At 67.3% G+C, this 18,783-nt stretch carries 18 protein-coding genes; 7 read left to right on the top strand and 11 right to left on the bottom strand.

Features of this window, described 5'->3' with window-relative positions; genetic code table 11:
* Window positions 1–31: 31 nt before the first annotated feature.
* The 5 genes from GT354_RS01730 to GT354_RS55600 all read right to left on the bottom strand — a co-directional run bounded on the left by GT354_RS01730 (window position 32) and on the right by GT354_RS55600 (window position 5,768).
* Window positions 32–1,027 (bottom strand): alpha/beta hydrolase, encoded by a 996-nt coding sequence (locus GT354_RS01730; protein ID WP_161354353.1) that lies wholly within the window; start codon window positions 1,025–1,027, stop codon window positions 32–34.
* Window positions 1,024–1,257 (bottom strand): hypothetical protein, encoded by a 234-nt coding sequence (locus GT354_RS01725; protein WP_161354352.1) that lies wholly within the window; start codon window positions 1,255–1,257, stop codon window positions 1,024–1,026. Before GT354_RS01725 ends, GT354_RS01730 begins: the two co-directional genes overlap by 4 nt.
* Window positions 1,258–1,293: 36 nt before the next feature.
* Window positions 1,294–1,977, bottom strand: coding sequence for an SUMF1/EgtB/PvdO family nonheme iron enzyme (locus GT354_RS01720; protein WP_161354351.1), 684 nt, complete (start codon window positions 1,975–1,977; stop codon window positions 1,294–1,296).
* 98 nt (window positions 1,978–2,075) lie between these two features.
* On the bottom strand, window positions 2,076–5,342 hold the full coding sequence (locus tag GT354_RS01715) for a DUF11 domain-containing protein (protein WP_202511436.1): 3,267 nt from the start codon (window positions 5,340–5,342) through the stop codon (window positions 2,076–2,078).
* 294 nt (window positions 5,343–5,636) lie between these two features.
* The gene (locus GT354_RS55600; protein WP_272923732.1) at window positions 5,637–5,768 is read right to left on the bottom strand and encodes a hypothetical protein; all 132 of its coding nucleotides are present in this window, start codon (window positions 5,766–5,768) and stop codon (window positions 5,637–5,639) included.
* A 759-nt stretch (window positions 5,769–6,527) separates the two neighbouring features.
* Between GT354_RS55600 and GT354_RS01710 the strand changes: the two genes are divergently transcribed.
* From GT354_RS01710 to GT354_RS01695, 4 genes are all read left to right on the top strand, one after another.
* Window positions 6,528–7,892 carry an extracellular solute-binding protein gene (locus tag GT354_RS01710; protein WP_161354350.1) on the top strand — a complete coding sequence of 455 codons (1,365 nt, stop codon included), beginning with the start codon at window positions 6,528–6,530 and terminating at the stop codon, window positions 7,890–7,892.
* The gene (locus GT354_RS01705; protein WP_202511435.1) at window positions 7,862–8,860 is read left to right on the top strand and encodes a sugar ABC transporter permease; all 999 of its coding nucleotides are present in this window, start codon (window positions 7,862–7,864) and stop codon (window positions 8,858–8,860) included. Before GT354_RS01710 ends, GT354_RS01705 begins: the two co-directional genes overlap by 31 nt.
* Before the next feature lie 112 nt (window positions 8,861–8,972).
* On the top strand, window positions 8,973–9,764 hold the full coding sequence (locus GT354_RS01700; RefSeq protein WP_202511434.1) for a carbohydrate ABC transporter permease: 792 nt from the start codon (window positions 8,973–8,975) through the stop codon (window positions 9,762–9,764).
* Window positions 9,765–9,823: 59 nt separating this feature from the next.
* Window positions 9,824–11,125, top strand: a complete 1,302-nt coding sequence (locus GT354_RS01695) for a hypothetical protein (protein WP_161354349.1) — start codon at window positions 9,824–9,826, stop codon at window positions 11,123–11,125.
* Here GT354_RS01695 and GT354_RS01690 read toward each other — a convergent pair.
* From GT354_RS01690 to GT354_RS01675, 3 genes are all read right to left on the bottom strand, one after another.
* Window positions 11,095–11,283 carry an S-adenosylmethionine:tRNA ribosyltransferase-isomerase gene (locus GT354_RS01690; protein WP_346011791.1) on the bottom strand — a complete coding sequence of 63 codons (189 nt, stop codon included), beginning with the start codon at window positions 11,281–11,283 and terminating at the stop codon, window positions 11,095–11,097. The genes GT354_RS01695 and GT354_RS01690 overlap by 31 nt on opposite strands.
* Before the next feature lie 437 nt (window positions 11,284–11,720).
* Complete coding sequence (locus tag GT354_RS56280; RefSeq protein ID WP_161354347.1) at window positions 11,721–12,512, bottom strand: Crp/Fnr family transcriptional regulator; 792 nt, start codon at window positions 12,510–12,512, stop codon at window positions 11,721–11,723.
* Window positions 12,493–12,810 carry a hypothetical protein gene (locus tag GT354_RS01675; protein WP_161354346.1) on the bottom strand — a complete coding sequence of 106 codons (318 nt, stop codon included), beginning with the start codon at window positions 12,808–12,810 and terminating at the stop codon, window positions 12,493–12,495. The genes GT354_RS56280 and GT354_RS01675 overlap by 20 nt, the downstream gene beginning before the upstream one ends.
* Before the next feature lie 551 nt (window positions 12,811–13,361).
* Here GT354_RS01675 and GT354_RS01670 point away from each other — a divergent pair.
* Window positions 13,362–14,405, top strand: coding sequence for an STAS domain-containing protein (locus GT354_RS01670; protein WP_161354345.1), 1,044 nt, complete (start codon window positions 13,362–13,364; stop codon window positions 14,403–14,405).
* Here the strand turns inward: GT354_RS01670 and GT354_RS01665 are convergent.
* Both GT354_RS01665 and GT354_RS01660 read right to left on the bottom strand, forming a co-directional pair.
* Window positions 14,348–15,445, bottom strand: coding sequence for a hypothetical protein (locus tag GT354_RS01665; RefSeq protein ID WP_161354344.1), 1,098 nt, complete (start codon window positions 15,443–15,445; stop codon window positions 14,348–14,350). The two genes, GT354_RS01670 and GT354_RS01665, sit on opposite strands and share 58 nt — an antisense overlap.
* Entirely contained in the window at window positions 15,442–16,044 is a 603-nt protein-coding gene (locus tag GT354_RS01660) for a sigma-70 family RNA polymerase sigma factor (protein WP_161354343.1), read from the bottom strand. The genes GT354_RS01665 and GT354_RS01660 overlap by 4 nt, the downstream gene beginning before the upstream one ends.
* Before the next feature lie 891 nt (window positions 16,045–16,935).
* Between GT354_RS01660 and GT354_RS01655 the strand changes: the two genes are divergently transcribed.
* Entirely contained in the window at window positions 16,936–17,583 is a 648-nt protein-coding gene (locus GT354_RS01655; RefSeq protein WP_161354342.1) for a hypothetical protein, read from the top strand.
* A gap of 644 nt (window positions 17,584–18,227) precedes the next feature.
* Here GT354_RS01655 and GT354_RS01650 read toward each other — a convergent pair.
* Complete coding sequence (locus GT354_RS01650) at window positions 18,228–18,419, bottom strand: hypothetical protein (RefSeq protein ID WP_161354341.1); 192 nt, start codon at window positions 18,417–18,419, stop codon at window positions 18,228–18,230.
* 178 nt (window positions 18,420–18,597) lie between these two features.
* On the opposite strand from GT354_RS01650, the gene GT354_RS01645 reads away from it, so the two are divergent.
* Window positions 18,598–18,783: helix-turn-helix transcriptional regulator (locus tag GT354_RS01645; RefSeq protein WP_161354340.1), on the top strand; the 186-nt coding region annotated here is incomplete at its 3' end.

Genomic DNA, 18,783 nt, shown 5'->3' with positions numbered 1-18,783 from the left:
GTGGGCGCCGGCCGCCGTGGTGTCCGCGACCTCAGGTGCCGGAGAGGGTCTGGATCGATCCTGCGGTGCGCAGGCTCTCGTAGTAGGTGCCGCCCGGGTAGTGGGAGGCGGTGTGGGTGCCGTCGGCGAAGTCGATGGCCCAGCGGGTGGCGAATGTCTGCAGGGCGGAGACGTTGGGGGCCTGGGGGGTGCCGTTCAGGACGGTGCACAGGCGGTCGGTGGTGGCGCCTTCGGCGTCGCAGTGCGATCCGCTGGTCAGGCGTACGCCGAGGAAGGGTCGGTGTACGTCGGTGGTCAGTTCGACGGTGCCCGAGGCGTTGCCGTTGGCCGAGTACGGCGGGGAGGAGACGGCCAGCATCGGGAGCGGGGTGGGGGCCAGGGCGTTGAGTGCCTTGGCCATGTTCAGGCCGATGAAGGAGTTGACGGGGTCGAGCAGGATCAGGCCGGAGAGGCGGGCGAAGGCGGCCGGGTAGGTGGTGCGCAGCCGGTTCGCGGCGTAGGCGACCGCCTCGCCGCCGGCGGAGTGGCCGGCGAAGAGGAGTTTCTGCGGTAGGGCGAGGTCGGGGCGTCCGGCGCGGTTCTTCGCGTCGGTGAAGCTGCGTCCGAGTTTGTCGTTGGGGTCGGCCGACTTGCCGAACAGATCGGTGACGTTGTCGAGGAAGGCGGTGTTGTTGCCGAGGTTGGAGACGGTGCAGCCGAAGAGGTCGGCGGAGGGGAGGGTGGGGGCGAACACGACGAAGCCGGCGGCCGCGTACCGGTTCGCCAGATCGGTCAGTTGGTCGTTGGCTCGGCTGAAGCCGTGCTGGAGCCAGACCAGGCCCCGGGGGGTGCCGGCGGGGAAGTACCAGTCGCTGTCGCGGTGGTAGGTGAAGGCGGCGCAGCGCACCTCGACGCTGTTGCCGACCTTGGTGACGGCGGGGACGTCGGCGGACGCCCGGGGGGCGATCACCGCGGTGGCGGCCATCGTGACGGCGGTGAGGGCGAGGGCGCTCAGGGGACGGGTGCGAAACCGTGCGTTGATGTTCACGGCGCTCCGATGGTGGTGAGGTGGGCCGCGCGTGGCGGCGAAGTCATCCGGTAGGCCAGCTCACCGGGCCGGCGTCCGGTCGCCTGCCATATGCGCGTGTCCAGCTGCTCCCACTCCGGCACGAGCGTGGTGTACCAGACGGCGGCCGCGGCGTCGCCGATGGCCTCCGGAAAGGCGAGTGAGAAGCGGGCGCCGGGAAAGGCCGGCACCTCGCTCAGCCAGGCGCTCATGGTTCCTGCGACGGGTTCGAATTTCATCATTCCCTCTCAGCGGCTTCGCGCGATGCGGAAGCCGATGTAGTCCGTGCGGTTCAGCGCCCAGCCCGACTGCCCCACCGCGGCCACCCGCAGGTTGGCCGGCGCCGTCGTCACCCAGCTGCCGCCTTTGACGATCGCGGTCGCGCCGTCGGGTCGGTCGGCGGTCCACTCGGCGACGTTGCCCGACATGTCCAGGACGCCGAACGGACTGGCACCGGCCGGCAGCGATCCCACCGCAGCGGTGCCGAGCGCTCCATAGTGGGCCGACGACGGCGCGATCTCGTCGCCCCACGGGAAGAGACGGCGGTCGTCGGCTCGTGCCGCGTGCTCCCACTCCGCCGCAGTCGGCAGCCGCACACCTGCCCACGTGGCGAAGGCGAGGGCGTCGTGCAGGTTGACGTGCGTGACGGGATGGTTCGCCTTGTCCGGTGGCGGGGTCGAGGCTTTCCACCACCCGGGCGCCTCGCCGCCGCCGTCGGCGACGAAGCACGCCCACTGCTCGTTGGTGACGGGCGTGCGGCCGATGTCGTACGCCCGCAGCTCGACCCGGGCGCCCGGCAGCTCGCCGTCGAACCAGGACGGGTGCACTCCGAAGCGCTCGGCGAGGTCATCCACCCGCGTGCGCGGCGTCCCGGTCTGCGCGGTTCCCTGCGGGATGCGGACCAGGTCCAGCTCCAGCTTGCTGCTCGGCACGGTGCTCCTTTTCGTACGGTGGGCCAGATGGTCGAGTCGAGAGCGAGCGTGCCGGAGGGATTGCCCGCCTCCGGCACGCTCGGGTCTCACTCGCCCGGTTAGTAATCGATGGTCAGCGTCGAGATCTGCGCATGGCGCATCTTGACGAACGTGGTGCCGTTCGCGACGCGCTTCCACCCCTCGGGGGCGGCGTCGAGGTCTGTGACCGGTGGAAGATTCCGGCCGTCGACCTGGACCGAACGCGGGGTGGGTATCCCGGTGACGAGCAGCTGTGATGCCTGCCCCGGGAAGAACCCCAGTCGGGCGGTCAGCCTCGACGATGTGCGCTCGGCGCCGAGCACATCGGCGGCGGTGGAGATCCGGGTGTTCGGATGGAGCAGCGCGGTCTGCACATCGACGGGGTGGCCGAGGAGCATGACGACGGGCTTGAGGATGTCGTCGGGGTTGAGATAGAAGTCTTTGACAGGCGTGTTCGGCACCAGCAGCCAGCTATCCGGGTAACCGCCCTTGTAGGGCTCGGTTGTCCGCTGCTGGTTCATCGCGCTGATCACGATGGCCTCGGCTATCCGACGCCACGGGAACCCGCCGATGTCGGCCGGCAGCTCGAACGGCTTGGTGCAGGCCGGGTCGGCAACAGCGTCGAGAAGACTGAGCAGGAAGTAGGCGTAGACCAGGCCCACCCACTGCACCGGTCTGCCGAACCACGGGATGGTGAACATCGTTGCGCCGTAGTCGGAGATCGACGCGTACGGCATGTACGGCCGGTCGGGTGCCGACCACGCGTACAGGAACGGCAGTCCGGTCCGCGCCCAGTAGATCGCCCGGTCCAGGTACCGAGCCTGGCCGGTGAGCCGGTACGCCTCGGTGTAGGCGCCGATGCCGTACGCGGAGGCGAGGAGCGTGGGCGTGTGGATCGGCATCTCCCAGACACCCACGGCGCGTGGCACGTCGAACTGTTCGATGAAGTCGAGCGCGCGCATACCCGCCTGATGGGCTGCGGGGTCGCCGGTGAGTCGGGCATACCGCAGGAGGCCCTGGGCGTGGACGGTCGAGACCCCCATGATCTCGGTTCCGGGTACACCAAGGATCTCGTCTTCCCCTTTGGGGTTGAAGGCCCAGCCGCCGGACGGCAGTTGGGTGTTGATCCTCGCGTCCCTGTTCTTTTCGAATTCGGCTATGGCGCCCTCGAGGTGGCCGAGGTAGAAGGGCGCGTGGAACCAGCCGCTGTACGTGCCGTCCGTATTCCCGAGCGCGCTCGGACCGTTGTTGGTGAGGACGCTCACGACGAATTCGTGTACCCGACCGAACACAGCCGTCCGCTCGGCGGGGTCAGTGGTCAGTAGCCCCGCGATCTGCAGGTTCGCCCCGCACGGCACGGATTGCGCCGCCTCTTGGCCCGGTCCCCACGCCTGCCACCCCTTGACCTCCGGATCCCAGTAGGAGTCGAGGTAGGCGTGCCGGACGAGCGCGAGTTCGTCCTCCCAGCCGAACGGCATCGTGCCGGGCTCGGGGACTCCATGCAACGCGTACCAGTCCTCGACAGCGGTGAGAACGTCGTCGGAGGGGTTGACGACGAAATCGGCGTTGACGGAAAGCGGCCGGCCGGCCGCGGCGGGACAGGGAGTCGTCGCCCATGGCGCGTTCTCCGCGACCGGATCGGGAACGGCCGGGACGAAAAGCGAGAGCAGATGGTTGGCCTGCCCGGCGAGCCAGTTGGGTGAGGCGAACCGTGCGCTGGGGTAACGGCTTTGGTCGTCCCACTGCTGGTTCGTGTCCCAGGCGACCGACACCGTCGACCCGCCGCCGGAGATCGCCATCACCGGGACCGTGATCCTCAGTGGATGCGGTGTGATGCGGAGGTTGTCCGGTGCCCAGACGTCGAGGGTGCTCGACGAGCGTTCTCCCGCGACGAGCCATTCGAGCCCGGGGAAGAGCCCCATGTGTTTGGGCTTGCCGAAGCTGCCCTCGCCGGCGGTGAGCGATGGGCCGCCGAAAGCGAGGAACCTCGCCTGCCGGTCGGGAGTGATGGAGTACGTGGCCTTGACGGCGCGCGCGGCTGCGCCGGCATCGTCGGACACGGGCCGGACGGCGAGCCGAAGTCGAGAGGTCCACCGCACGCCGTCGGCATCCGTCACCTGCCCGGTCAATACGACATGGTCGGCGGCCAGTTCAGCGGTGTCGGGGACGATCGGTATCAGCCGGACGCCATCGGCCGCGGGGCCGACGAGGTAGCTCAGCGGCTGGGAGGTCGCCATGCGCTTCCACCCCTGGCCGGACCGGACGTCCAGGACGAGTTGGCTGTAGCCTCCGGATCCGCGGACGATGATCGCGCGGACGTTCTTGTTCTGCAGGTGCACGTGCCCTGCTTGGTCTTCGAAGACGTGCACGCCGCTGGGCCACCAGTGTGCGGACGGGGGCGCCGCGGGGACGATGGGCAGGATCGCGCCGAACTGTTGGCGGCTGCCAGGCACCTCCATGTCGAACGTGGCAACTCCGGGTACGTCAACCGTCGGGCGCGCCGTCCACAGCAATTGAGCCTTGCCGTCCGGCGCGATCACCGGAGCAGTCCGAGTCGTGCCCCCCGAGACGAGCGTCACCCCGTTCGGCAGCGTGACCTCGGCGGGGAAGGCCACGGACGGCTCGCCGCCGACGTTGGTCAGCTCGATGGCCAGGGTGAGCTCGTCGCCGGGGCGGACCGAGCCCGGCCGTACGACGAGCGGCGCGACCGCGATTCTGGCACCGAGTTGTTCGATGCGGATGTAGTCGAACTCGATCCGGGCGCCGTCGGCGGCCGGCGGCTCCCTGTCCAGCCGGAAGACCTGCACCTTTCCCTGCTGCCACCGCGCGTTCTTCGCCGCGAGATCCACCGTGTACTCGTGGAATTCGCCGTCGGCCGTGATCGGAATTTCGATCAGCTTGTCCACACCCAACGTCGGGGACTTGTCGGTGGCAAAATAGATCGAGACACTCTCACCGGCGGTCGCCCGCATCCGGAACCGGAGAATGCGGTCACGGATACCGTCGAGGCTGAGCGGCGGCGCGGTCATGTAGGGGTCGAAACCGGTAACGCTGGTGCTGAGCGTGCCACCACCCACGACCAAGGGCGCCAAGCCTTTCGCCGCAGTCCACCCTTCGGCGTTGCCGTCGGTATTGAACTCCCACGCCACCGCCGTCCCGGTGGTGGTGATCGGCTGGATGAACAAACCCCGAGCCGAATCGAATTCCCAGGGCTCGGTGTCGGCGCGCTCTGCGGCTTCAGCGGCTTCGGCCGGTGTCACCCGAAAATAGCCGCTGCCGAGCACGGCGACCGCGCCGATACCGCCGAACTGTAGAAACTTTCTTCGTCCGATGCCGTTGTTGCCCATGGTGCGGCCCTTCCGTTTCAGGCTGGCAGGAGAAATGTCATTCACCTCGGGGCGGATCGCCGATCAGCCCCGGAAACGCCGTGACACCGTCGGCGCGGGGACCTCCGTCGCGCAGTCGCCTTTTGCGCGGCTCGCAATGGTGACCGCGAAGGTGAATTCAGCACGGGTGCAGCGGAATCTCGCCACGACGCACTTCTCGACCCGGATCACGGCCCGGCCGTCGACGGGCCTCCGCGTCTGCACGGTGCCGCCGAAGTCACCCGCTTACATCTGGACGATCTCGTCGGTGACGAGTCAGCCGTGGCCGACGATGAACAGCTCCTTGGGCAGCCGCTCGTCCAGCGTCCGCGACTCGCCGGCGTCGGCCCGCTCCCGTACCCGTCGCCCGCAGTCGCGGTCGTCGTCGACGGGACAGTTCGAGGTCACGCATCATGGGGGTCTCCCAAGGTCGGGCCATCATGCGGACGGAGTCGTATCCGCATGACCTGTCGGTGAGTTGCTACGCCTACGGGCATCCAGCTTCGGCGAGGTTGCCTGGGTGCGACATGGGCGGGCGGGTCGATAGCTGGACGATTTTCTCAACGTGACTCCGCTGCGGAGTCCGGAGCCGGCCACAGGGCATGCTGTGCGCGTCGCCACTCCCGTGGTGACCGACCGACGTGCTCATCGCTGCTGCACAGCCGAGTCACCGCAGGCGCAGGCCGCCGCCTTACGGCGAATCGAAGCCGCTGCGCGAGGAGCGAAGCCGTGGGCAGCGCCCCCACCGCCAGGCTTCCGCGACGCGGTGCCGCCTGACTTGCTCATGGCGCTGCGCCGGCCGCACAGTTTCAACAGGCGGCCCCCTACGGCAGTTATGCACTCGCACGACCGCAGCCGGCACCCGCCCCCGTGGAGTTTCGTGATCCTCGTCGATGTATTGACAGCGCAAGTGACACGGACCTAGGTTCTCGCCCAGCTCGCTGAAACAATCCAGAGCGCTTTTACACACCACCGCCCGGACTACACAGTCGCGGGCCAGAAGAAGGTGTCCACATGCTCAGATTCAGTACAAGCGAACGAAGTCGCCGTGGATTCATGAGGTCGCGGAATTCGACGACAATGCGCCTCACTGCAACCGCTGCGGCCCTGGCGGTCGGCCTGGTCGCCTGCGGCTCCGGAGGGGACGATTCGTCGTCAGGGAAAACCGTGACCATCACCTTGGAAGGCCCGAACCAATGGAGCGAGAGCGGTTCTTCGTTCGGTAAGCCCTGGGAAGATCTGGTCGCATCTTTCCGAAAAGCGGAGCCGAATATCAAGGTCAAAACTGTCGTGCTTCCGCTGAACAGTTTCACGCAGACGGTTTCCACGCACCTTGCCGCCGGTACCGCCCCGGAACTGGTGTTCAGCCAAGTGCCCCACAAGCCACACATGGTCCACCCGCTCGACGAGTATCTCGCGAAACCCAACCCCTACATCAAGTCCGGGCCGGGCAGCGAGAAGTGGGTCGACGCCTTCAAAAGTCGCTACTACGTCCAGGGGAATCCCAAGCTCCGCAACGCCGACGGCAAGGTCGAGCTCGTACCCTTCAACCTGGTCGGGACCGGGATCTTCTACAACAAGGAGGCCTTCGCCAAGGCCGGCCTGACGGCGCCGTTCAAGACCTTCGAAGACCTCATCCAGGGGTGCGCCAAGCTGAAGGCCGCAGGCTACACACCGCTCGCGATGGACCGGTCCGACATCGGACCCGAATGGACGATGCGCGCGATCAGCGGGATGTTGCTGGACAAGCACGTCGAGCGGCTCAACACCTTCGACTTCGACGGGAACCCAGGCAAGGCGACGTCGGCGACCGGCGCTCCCGCTGTTGCCGAGAAGGCGCTGACCAAGGCCGTGCTCACCGGCGAGCTCACCACAAAGACCCCCGAGGTCGTCGCGGCGCTCGAGCTCCTCAAGAAGATGTGGGGCGCGTGCGTGGACAAGCAATGGTCGGGCAACACCGAAGGGCTCAACGGTTCCGTAGTCGGACTGCGTGACTTCTCCACCGCCAAGGCCGCCATGGCGTGGGGCGTCAACTTTGGCGCCGGCTCCCTCAACACCTCGAAATTCGAGGTCTCCAGCATGCCGTTCCCGCAGATCACCCAGGAGTCGACCCCGCTCGCCGACGGCGCTCCGCCGAGGTTCGGGGCCGGCGTCGGCGGCACCAGCTACATGATCCCGTCGACGGTCAAGGGCGAAAAGCTCGCCGCCACCGTGAAGTTCCTGCAGTTCGTCAGTACGCCGGCGAACATCGACCCCTGGCTGAAGGCGACCGGCGGCATCCCCGCGGTCGAGGGCGCGACCGGCGCACAAGAGACGAATGCGTTCGCCGAGGGAACATGGGGCGACCCGGCTCCCCTCGAACTGCCTGTCGGACCGACGAGTGTGACCAAGCTAAGCCTCGTCGAGGGATGGCTGTTGGGGACGAAGTCCATGCAGGAGCAGCAAAGCTACCTCCAGGACATGTGGACCAAGGGCGCACAACAGATCGTCAAGGACAGGAAGTGGAACAACGAACCCTGGGCGAAGGGATGACAGTCGGAAGCGACACGCAGGCCACAGAGCCGCGCCGCGAAAAAACACGGCGAGTCGAAGGCAAGACGATGCCGAGATCGCGGAAACGCTTTCCCTGGTACGCCTACCTGGCCCTCCTGCCGCTCTTCGCGACGCTGGCGGTGTTCGCCTTCTACCCGGCGGCGAGCGGGATTTGGCACTCGTTCTACGACTGGCGGCCGGGCTTCGACTCGCCCTTCGTCGGGCTCGACAACTACGAGACGATGGTGGCCGACGACCTGTGGTGGGATTCGTTCCGCAACCTCGGTGTCATCTTCATCTTCAGTGTCACCGTAGCGTGGGCGATTCCGTTGCTTGCGGCCGAGCTCCTCATCAGCCTCAAAAGCAAACGTGCACAGTTCTTCTTCCGCACCGCCCTGATCGCGCCTATGGCCTTTCCCGGAGTCGTTACGATCCTGCTCTGGGGAGCGATGTTCGAACCGAACAACGGCGTCATCAACCGACTACTGCGAAGCGCCGGGCTGGACGCCCTGGCACAGAACTGGGTGGGCGATCCGCAGTTCGCGCTGCTGTCGCTACTGTTCATCGGGTTCCCGTTCGTCGCCGGGCTTCCGTTCCTGGTGTTTCTCACCACCCTGCAGAACGTCTCGACCGAGATCTTCGAGGCGGCCGCGCTCGACGGATGCGGCCGGCTTCGACGGTTCTTCGCGATCGACCTTCCCCTGATGACGAGCCAGCTCAAGCTGCTTGTCTTCCTGGCGACGATCAACGTCCTGCAATACGGCTTCTCGGCATACCTGCTCACTGGCGGTGGTCCCGACAACGCGACCCAGGTGCCGGTGCTCCGAATGCTCGGAGTGGCGTTCCAGGGCAGCGACTGGGGTTACGCCGCCGCGCTGTCCACCACGCTGTTCGTCATGACGATCCTCCTCAGCGTCGTCATCATGTTCGTGAAAAGGGAGGACCGGACCAATGTCCGTCGACTCTGAGGTCGAACCCCGCCCACGCAGCGCCCCGGACCAGAGCGAACCAGGGCGAGCCGCGACACGGCCGGCCACGACGCGCGGACGTCGGCGCGGCAACCAGTTCGCAATAAAAGGCGTGCTCGGCCTGATCACGTTCGTCGGGCTCTTCCCGTTCCTCTTCATGCTCACGACGTCACTGAAAACCAACGAGCAGTACTACGAGTCGTGGTGGATGCCCAGCGCGCCGTTCCACTTCGAGAACTACGCCAGGGCCTGGGAGCAGATCCAGCCGTACCTGGTCACCTCGCTGATCGTCGCGGTCGGCTCCGGCGTCGGAGCGCTGGCGCTGTGCATGGTGGCAGCGTTCGTCTTTGCCCGTTACGAATTCGTCGGACGGAAGGCGTTGTTCGGGCTCGTCGCGTTGCTGCTCATGGTGCCGGGGATCTCCAGCTTGATCCCGATGTTCGTGCTCATGCGCGACATGGGGCTGCTCAACACCCGGATCGCGCTTGTCATCCCGCACCTGGTGGGTGGTGCGGTGCTCGGAACGGTGCTGATGAAGACGTTCGTCGAGCAGTTGCCGCAGGAGCTGTTCGACGCCGCGCGGGTCGATGGCGCCAGTGGGCCGCGCATGTTCTTCTCCATCATGGTCCCGTTGTCGCTCCCCGTCGTCGGAATCATCGCGTTGGTGACCGTGATAGGCGTGTGGAACGACTTCTTCTGGCCACTGCTCACCGTCACGGAGAACGAGCTGCGCACGGTGTCGGCGGGTTTGCAGTTCTTCCAGACTCAGCACGCGACCGAATACGGTCCGCTGTTCGCGGGATACGCCATCGCGAGCATCCCGTTGTTGGTGCTCTTCGTGTTCTTGTCCAAGCATTTCCTCGCCGGACTACAGGGCGGCGTTCCCGGCGGCACCGGCAAGTAGGGCTCGACCTCGGCCCACCGGGTGCTTGAACAGTTCGCGCTTTTGGAGGAGAAGGGTCGATGAAGAGTAGCGAAGCTGCACCGACGTACGCTGAATATCTACGCGGTTGCGCCATGACACCCGAAGACATAGCTCGGTCGCTTGACGGCCGCTTGCGCTGGTCGCTCCACCCTCATCTGGGCTTCGTCGAGCGGGACTACACCATCGCCGGCGGCGGGGTGGAGTTTCCCGGGCTTCGTTTGCCTGGTGGTAGCGACGGCAGCGCTGTCTTCGTCAAGGTGCGTGAGGACGGAGCACGGCGTTCGTTCGTACACGCCGACGGCGTGGGCCGGATCAGCACATACGGTGACAGCTTCACCCACGGCGATCAGGTGAACGATGGTGAGTGCTGGCAGGAGTACCTGGCCGGGCACCTCCAGGAGCCGATCCGGAACTTCGGCGTCGGGGGCGCCAGCGTCTATCAGACGTATCGGCGCATGGTATTGGAGGAGAGCAAGAACCCGTCCGAGTTGGTGGTCTTCTACATCTGGGGAGACGACTCGACGCGGAGCCTGCTCGGCCGGTCAATGCCGCTGATTCGTTACTTTCCGCAGACCAAGGGCGTCCTCACCTTATCGGCACCCAGTATCGCGATCGATCTCGACAGCGGCGCCATGGTGGAGCGAGACAATCCCTTCCCTTCCGTCGCGTCGCTTGAGCGCCTGACAGACGCACAGTGGATCGTGGACAACTACCGCGAGGAACTCGCCCTGCAGCTGTTTCTCTACCATCGCGGCAGAATCAGCGATGTGGACGAGACGAGGGCCGTCAGGTTGGCCGAACTACTGGGATTTCGTCTGGACCTGTCACGGCCCGATGCGCAACGGCGGGCGCAAGCAGGACGACTGCTCGACCAATATGCGCAGCGGACCAGCATTTTCGTCCTGGAGAAGGCCATGACCTGGGTCGGACAAGGTGGCCAAAAACTACTCGTGGCGCTGTTCGACCCGGTGCGTTCGATCCGGCAGATGCATCGCCAGGAGCGTCGCCATGATCAGGACGTGGTGGACCACCTCCTGCGAGGAGGCTTCGAGTACTTCGACATGAACGAAGTGCACCTGCGTGATCACCAGAGATACAGGATCGAATTCGACGAGTACATGGGGCAGTTCTTCGTCGACGGGGCGGGTCACTACAACCCCTTGGGCAACCATCTCTTCGCTTATTCCATCAAGGACCGGGTGGTGTCCCTGCTCCGCCCCCTGCCGGCGCCGTACCTCGATGCGGCTGAGATGACCGTTCACTTCAAGGACTATCTGTTCAACGGAAAGCTCGCGTCGGACGGGCGGATTCAAGACACGAGCATGGAGTCGCCGAAGTAGTCGAAGTGGTAGCCGTGGGGGACGAGTTCGTCGCGGTAGGCCCGCATGAGGAGGTCGCGGCCGGTGAACGCGGCGACCAAAACGAGTTCGGACGAGCAGGGTTCGTGGAGGTTGGTCAGCAGTGCGTCACAGGCGCGAAAGCGGTGGCCGGGGGAGATGTGCAGGCGGGTGAAGCCGGTCCCGGGCCGGACGCGGGGAGTGGAAGCTCACCGCCACCACCCGCCCGTCCGCGGTCTCCGCCCTCCAACAGGCTGGGCACGAAGCGGGCGTTGTTGACCACCAGTACGTCCCCCGGCCGCGTGTGGTCCACAACGTCCCGGAACACGCGATGTCGTACGTGCCCGGTGCCGCGGTCCACCACGGCCAGGCGCACATCGCTTCGCTCGCCCCCGCGTGCCTCGGGCGGTTCCTGCGCGAGCAACTCCGGCGGCAGCTCGAACGCGCACGGCTTGTCGGCGAGTCGGCGGCGCCGGCCGGCAAGGATGTTCCGGCGTGTGCGATGCCCGGGGAGAGATCCCCGCCCGACCGTGTTCGGTCGGACGGGGATCCGGGCCCGGGGTCGTCCGGGATCGAGATCGTGGCGAGGGTGGTCGGGTCAGTGTTGCCAGACGGGCATGTTCCCCGCCTGGGCGCGTAGTCCGCCGGGGTCGAGGATGTCGATGACGCGGTAGGCGGTGGTCACCCTGCCGGCCAGGCGTTGTTCGCGGAAGAAGTTCTCCACGGAGGCCCGGGAGGCGCCGATGCCGTCGGCGATGTCGGTCTGGGAGAACCCGGAGATGCGCAGGCCGCGGTGGGGGCCGTTGCCGGTGTCCTCGCCGAGGAAGTCGGCGAGGAAGCACAGGTAGCGGGCGATGCGGGTGGGCGCGGTGCCGTGGCGGACGTGGACGTCCAGGTACAGGTCGAGTTTCTCGCGTTGGGCCATGGATCGGGCGAGTGCCGTCATCGCGGCCGGGTGGTTGTCGAGGAACGTGGTGAATGCGTGACGGGTGATCGCGATGAGGGTGGTGGATTGTACGCCGTGCACCGAGACGTTTCCGCCCGTTCGATCGAAAACGGTCGAGGATTCGACGATGTCGCCCGCTGTGCGCAGTCGCGTGTTAATGGAACCGCCCATGTAGGGGGTCTCGCGGAGAATCCCGAACAGGATGATTCCCATCGACGTCTCGAAGTAGAGGTTCTTGGAGTTCCCCTTCTTGAGTCTGGATAACGAGGCCCTGCGCAGCAGCGCCTCGCGGTGGGTTTCGTCGAGCAGCCCGAAGAAGCTGTGCGGTGGGTATCGGTGGTGCGAGTACAGGAGCGAGGGGGCCGCAGGGGCGCCGTCGGGGTCGGGTGGGCGTTGCCGGGGCCGGGGCACGAGCAGCCCGTCCTCACGGCGAGCGGACGACACCGGAGGGATGCGTCCCGGTTGATGCCGCAGGCCCCGGGCTTGTCGAGGGCGGGGGCACGGGGGGTGCCGGGGCGCTGGCGGCGGCCGGGGCCACCGGTGTCGTCGGTGGTGACGAGGTGGTGAGCGCGGCGTGGAATACCGCCGGTACCACTGCGGCGAAGGCCGTGATGGCCGCGATGACCGCGGCGAGACGGGCCGGTGCGGTGGCGCTCAGTCGGCGCACCGCGTAGGCGACCACCGCCGACATCGCGAAAACGATCAATACGACGCATAAAAGTGCCGAGAAACTCTCAGTCATTTCCTGACGTTCCCTCTTCCTCTTTCACCCGGGCTCGTATCCCTCGCCGAAGCCGACGCCCTGGTAAGAGGCAGGCATTCCACGAGGGGGATGTGCGCACGATAGCCTACGCCGCCGTCGGAGTGATTACCAAGAGGGCCGAAATCACCCCTGACCTGGGTATTCACCGACTCTCTGCGGACGATTCCCTAATCTCAGGGAGTTTTCGGTGCGGTTTCGCGTTATCGTGTACCCGCTGACGTTGACCTCGTTCGCCCGGGCTCGGCTCAGCAGCAGTCCGATCGGTGTGCGGGGGTGGTAGCCCGCCGAATCCGACCGCGACACGTTGAGCCCTCGCCGGCACCGCCGGCGAGGGCTCGCGCGTTCCGGGACGGCCTGGGCGCGGCGACGTGACCGGATCGCGTCGCCGCGGTCCATGGAACCGACCGGCGTGGCGCCACGCCACCGTCGCGGACGATCCCGGTCGAACGCGGACGCCGTTACGTTGTGATCGCGACCGGTCGCGTGCCGGCGCACACCAGCCGTGCACCACCACGGCGAACGGGGAACGCGTGACCACCCTCGAAGATCGGGCCGACGCCGACGAGACCGCGCCGAGCGTCGTCGTGAAGTCCGCCGCCCACCGGGCCTTCGCCGACTGGCTCGCCCGGGTGCGACTCGGCGCCGGCAAACCGTCCCTGGGTGAACTCCGCGCCCGAATGCGAAATTTCGGTGTCGACGTCCCCAAGAGCACCCTTGGCGACGTCTTCTCCGGCCGACGCCTGCTCGACATGAACCGGGCCGTCGCCGTCGTGAGAGCGTGCGGGGGCGACGCCCGTCTCCAGGCCGAATGCCGTACCCGATGGGAACTCGCCCGCGAGGGGCTCCTCCAGCCCGCCCGGGACCACCACGAGCACCGCGCCGCGCTCTTCGCCCCACCGGGGGCCGGGACGTGCCCGGGCGACACCCCCACCGTCTTCGAGAGCGTCACGCACGGCGAGTGGCGGGTCGTCCGACTCTCTGGCGAATGGGATCTCTTCGCCGCCGCCTCCCTGCGCACCCAGCTCGACGCCGCACTCGACGACGCACGACACCCCCACATCGTGGTCGACCTCTCCCGCACCACCTTCCTGGGCAGCGTCGTCCTGGGGACCCTCGTCTACGTGCTTCAGGCCCTGCACTTTCGCGGTGCGTCGCTGCGCCTGGTGCCGGGGGTGGGCGAGCACAGTCTCGAACGGGTGTGCAGGGTCTTCGTAATCACCGGACTCCACCGCTTCATGCCCATCCATCCCACCCTGGACGACGCCCGCGCGCCCGCCCTCGACGGATTCGACCCTTTCGAGCCCGGCCCCGTGAACGACGAGAACTCCGCGGAGGGGACGCCGATCCGCTTCGTCCTCGCGCCGCACGTGGCGGGCGCGTTCCGCGTGAGCCGGCTCACCCGATCCGTCGCAGGGCCGCGGCATGGACATGCCGCAGCGGCACACGGGTCCTTGCCGCGCCCCGTGTTCGGCCGGCTCCCGAACCGCCGGCCCCGGCGTCCGGCTCTTCGTTCGGTTCACCGGAACGTCACGGCCCGCTCGAGGTCCAGGTATTCGTCGCCGACGATCTGGTAGCTGCCGGCTCCCAGGTCGCGCGAACAGGCGCGCACCCATTCCTCGTCGTGGGACGGCCACGTCGTCGTCTCGGTCCACACCACTCCGTGCAACGCGGACCGCTCGTGCAGGTCCATCCGGGAAAGGTCGGCCCCCGAGACGTCGAGAGGGACGAGGTCGAGAGCCTTGCGCCAGCGTTCGAGCCGGTGCTCAACGTGCGAGACCCGCGCCTCGGCGACCCTGGCGTTCCACGCGATCTCCGCGACGACGCCCGCGTACCGACCGAGTCCGTTCATCGAGGACCGGGTGATCCTCGCGCACGGTCTCGGTGGGATCTCGGCGCTCAGGCCGGGCAGAACCTCCTGGAGCACCTCGGCGATCCGCAGATGGTCGTCGCCTCCGGCGACCACCACGGTGCCCGTCCTGCGCACGACTCTGTCGATGTTCGTCGCCAGCGGCAGGGCCCCCACGTGGTTCAACCGGCGGATCCGTGCCCACGCGACGGCGTCGACCAGTTCCAGGGCCTTCGTGACGAACGAACCGACGGCGTCGTCGTCCCCGGACGACATCGGGGCACGGATCCGCAGCCTTGCCACGACCTGTCTGAGGGAACGACCACACGCGTCGAGAAGCGGACGGCCCCCGCCGATCACGTCCAGGAAGGCCAGGCCCTCGTACATCGCCCCCGCCCTCGTGGACCAGCCCTGCTCCGTGGCCGGCGTCGCGATCAGGGAGTCGCAGGACGCGGGCCGGTCACGAGGATGCCGCCGGTGCGCGTCGAGCAGCTCCGCGATCTGCTCCAGGACCCAGATCTCGCCGTCCAGGAGCACCATGACCTCGGCCAGGTGCCGCGACAACGCGCGCACCTGGGTGCGCAGGACGATCTGCTCCAGCACGCTGCGCAGTCCCGGTCGGGGCACGGTCACATCCATGACCGCGACCAACACGTGCGAAGGACTCGTATTCGCCCGCACGTCGGAGAGCAGAGCGGACCGGGCCTCGGCGAGGAAGCCGTCGAGGTCGTCGTCGCTCGGTTCCGACTCGGATCGCTCGTACGTCATCGCGTCTGCTCCTGCCTCGAACCCGGTACCTCGCCGAGTGCCCGTTTGAGTTGGGCTCTGCCCTTCTTGAGAAGATCGCGGACCTTCTGTTCGCTCGTTCCCAGCGCGGCGGCCGTCTCTGCCGCGCGGAACTCCTGGATCTGGAACGCCATGACCGCCCGGACCTGCTCGTCGCACCGCGACAGGCACCACACCAGGGTTCGGGCCAGGGCGACCTCGCCCGCGTGATCCGGATGGGTCACCGCCTCGGGAGGCATCCGCGCGACGGGAACGACGTGAGGCTGTCGCCGACGCTGCCCCGGCGGGCGGAGGTAGTTGTTCCAGGCCACCGCCCGTATCCGCGAGCGCGGATACACGATCGAGCCCCAGCCACCGACCCGCATCATGTGGTCCCACAGTTCGAGGAACGCTTCCTGGGCGGCGTCCGCGGCGTGATCGACGTGAGCCCCCCGCATGCGTAAGTGCGCCACCACCGCGTCGTACTCGTTGTCCGTGAAGGCGATGAAATCCGCGCGTACGGTCTCCGACGCGTCTCGGCCCGACAGCGCGGCGAGCGAGGCGTCCTCACCGGAGACTCCGCCGTCCTCAGACGACCCCACGACCGGAGGCCTCCACTTCGTCGACCCCTGCGACCGAACGTCCGTCACCCGAAAGCCGGCCGGCGAAACGACCGTGAATCTGTCCGCGAGGAACGTCGCAACGCCGACGACCACGAAGTCGACGGCTTCCCGACGTCGTCATACCGCTCGGGGTCGGGTCGTGCACCGGTGGGACGTTCGTGACGACCGCAAGCAGCTCCATCGCTCTCCTCCTGAATGACACCTCGCCCGGGCCTGCCCCGACACGCGTTCGATGCCTTACCTACTAGTGGCCCGAACCCGGTCTTCCGGGAAGGCGACTTCCGCCGGGAGGACAATGTTCTGTGAACCGGTCGGCCCCACGACCGCAGGGCTGCTCCCATGCCTCCGGCCGCCAACCAAGGGGCCGACCAGGAACACGCGCTACCACCGACACAAACGAATCGCCGGCCCCCGAGCAGCAGATCGCCAGAGCGGGCCAGTACGCCGGGGTGGCTGGAGCGGCGGTGATCCGAGGAGTTCGGGCCCACGCAGCCGCGAACGGCCGTTCGTCGAACAGACGCTGCCGGACCGGTCGACCGTCGACGTCGACGAGTTGGTTGCGCGGATGGAGCGGACGCCGCCGGCACGCTGCGGTCCCTATTCCACGTCGGGGTGGGCTCAGGCTCGCGGCCCGGGTGTTCCGGTGGTGTTCTCACGGGGGCCTCCGATGTTCGGTTCCGTCGGGTGTCGGCGACGAGCGTCGGACAGGTGGAAGGTGCTGCGCCAGTGGCAACGGCCGTTGCCGGCCGGTCGACGACACGTGTCGGGCCGAGTGATCCGCGCGAGCTCGGCGGCACCCGGCCGCCTGCTGATCGGCGATAGGCACACGGTGGGCAACTGCAAGTCCCAGGTGTCCCCAGAGGAGCGCCTATGGCGTTCGAGGTCGCAGTCGCCGAACGGGGCGAGTGGTCCTATTCGCCGGCTGTCGGCATCGGACCCCTCCGCTTCGGCATGACCGTCGAGGAAGTGGTCGAGGCGCCTGAGTTACTCGGCCAGACGAAGGTCAGCGAGTGTGCACGGCACCACGCGACCTTCTCGCCGACGTGGAAGGTTCGAGGTCCCCCGTCGCGGGGCGGCTCCTCCACCACCTGCCGTCACGGCCTATGTGAGCCAAGCCGTGAGGTTGTTCTGTATCGCCTCCGACGCCATGCACGGTCCCCACAGGTCGCGTACGACAGACTCCCGCTGGTCGGGAGAGACCTGTCGGAGTTGGAGCGCGACGAAATCGCGTATGCCGAGGCAATGGACCTGCATCTTCGCTACCGGCCCAAGGGCTTCGCAGGACCGGATGATCCCGGGGTCATCCTGCGCGGGCAATTAGTCGGGCAAGTCCTCCGCTCGCGTCCGCTGTTCATGCTGACGCGCGACGGCGCGAACACCGAATGGGACTCGATGCCTTCCGAGGAGTACTACGTAAGTGCATCTGTAGGTTCTCGTTGTCCGTTGCACCTCGGCTCGCTCCGACGAGGCATTCTTCATCGCTGTGATCACGGCGTTCCTGGACGGGAGTTCTTTTGATCGCGGAGTTCGAGCAGCCGGTGAAGACGTCGGATCTCGTCGACGAGGCGAGGTATGTCCTGGCGAGCGTTCGCGATGTTCGGGTCGTGTGTCGTCCGGACCCGGTGACGGACCGGTCAGGAGGCGGACGCAAAGGGGACCGGACCCGTCTCGTCAAAGGATGGTCGCCATGAGGGTGTCGTACATCTCGCCTCCCCCGGAGGGGTGTTGCCGAACTCGGCCGCGATGTGTGGTTCCGCCCCGCAGCCGAGGTCGCGTTCCCAAGCCCTGCCTTGGCAACGCCGTAACACCGGCCCATCCGGCCCCCACCCGTCGGGTAGCCGGCCGCAGACGGGGTTCATTCGTCCAGTCGCAGCCGGCCCTTGTTGTCGATGCACGCGTCGTGGGTCTCGCCGCCGATGACCACGCCGTCGATCTCGACCTCGGTGTTCTCCTCGACGTCGAGGAGAACACCGAGGTCGTCGGCTCAGGCAGGGACGACATGCCCAGACGATGAGCGAGACACGCCCACCCCGCCACTTCAAGGACGGCGACGTGCCTTTACGGAGCAAAGGTCGTTGGGCGGTCAACTCGTGAGGGAGTGTGAACGTCGGGCGCGGACAGATCCCACCGTCGATCCGCGGTTCTACAAGAGACTGCTCGAGTTATTCCAGGAGGGCGCGGCCGGCATCCGGAGCGTGGGCCACCAGGCGGTGGCCGATCTCGTCGCCGATGCCCGTGGCCACGGCCGCCAGCAGCAGACCGGACAAAGCGACGGCCAGTCGTCGGTGTCGCGACGCGGGACCGGTCGGGGTGGGCTCGGGTTCGGGGTCCGGGTGTTCGGGCGGGGTGCTCACGGTGTTCTCCGATGCTCGGTTTTGTCGGGTGTCGGCGACGAGCGTCGGACGGGTGGAGGGTGCTGCGGTAGCGGCAACGGCCGTTGCCGGCACATCGGCAACACGTTTGTGTATTGCGGCATCCCGGCCGCCTTGTCGTGGCGTTGAATCAGGGGGTGACGAAGAGTGCGACGCCCGCATGAGCGGGGACGAGAGCCGGGGCGTGCCGGGTCGGGACGCGGTCGAGCCGGACGCGGCGCGCTACGGGGCGGCGATACAGGCATGCTTCGCACGCGCCGGCGTCGCGCAACGCGAATTCGCGCGGAAGGCGTTCGTCGACGCGTCCGCGGTCACCCGCTACTTCAAGGGACAACGCGTCGCGCCC

It is taken from the genome of Streptomyces sp. SID3343 (assembly GCF_009865215.1).
GTDB lineage: Bacteria > Actinomycetota > Actinomycetes > Streptomycetales > Streptomycetaceae > Embleya.
Note: the sequence above shows the minus strand (reverse complement) of the source record. Positions and strands in the feature narration are given on the sequence as shown.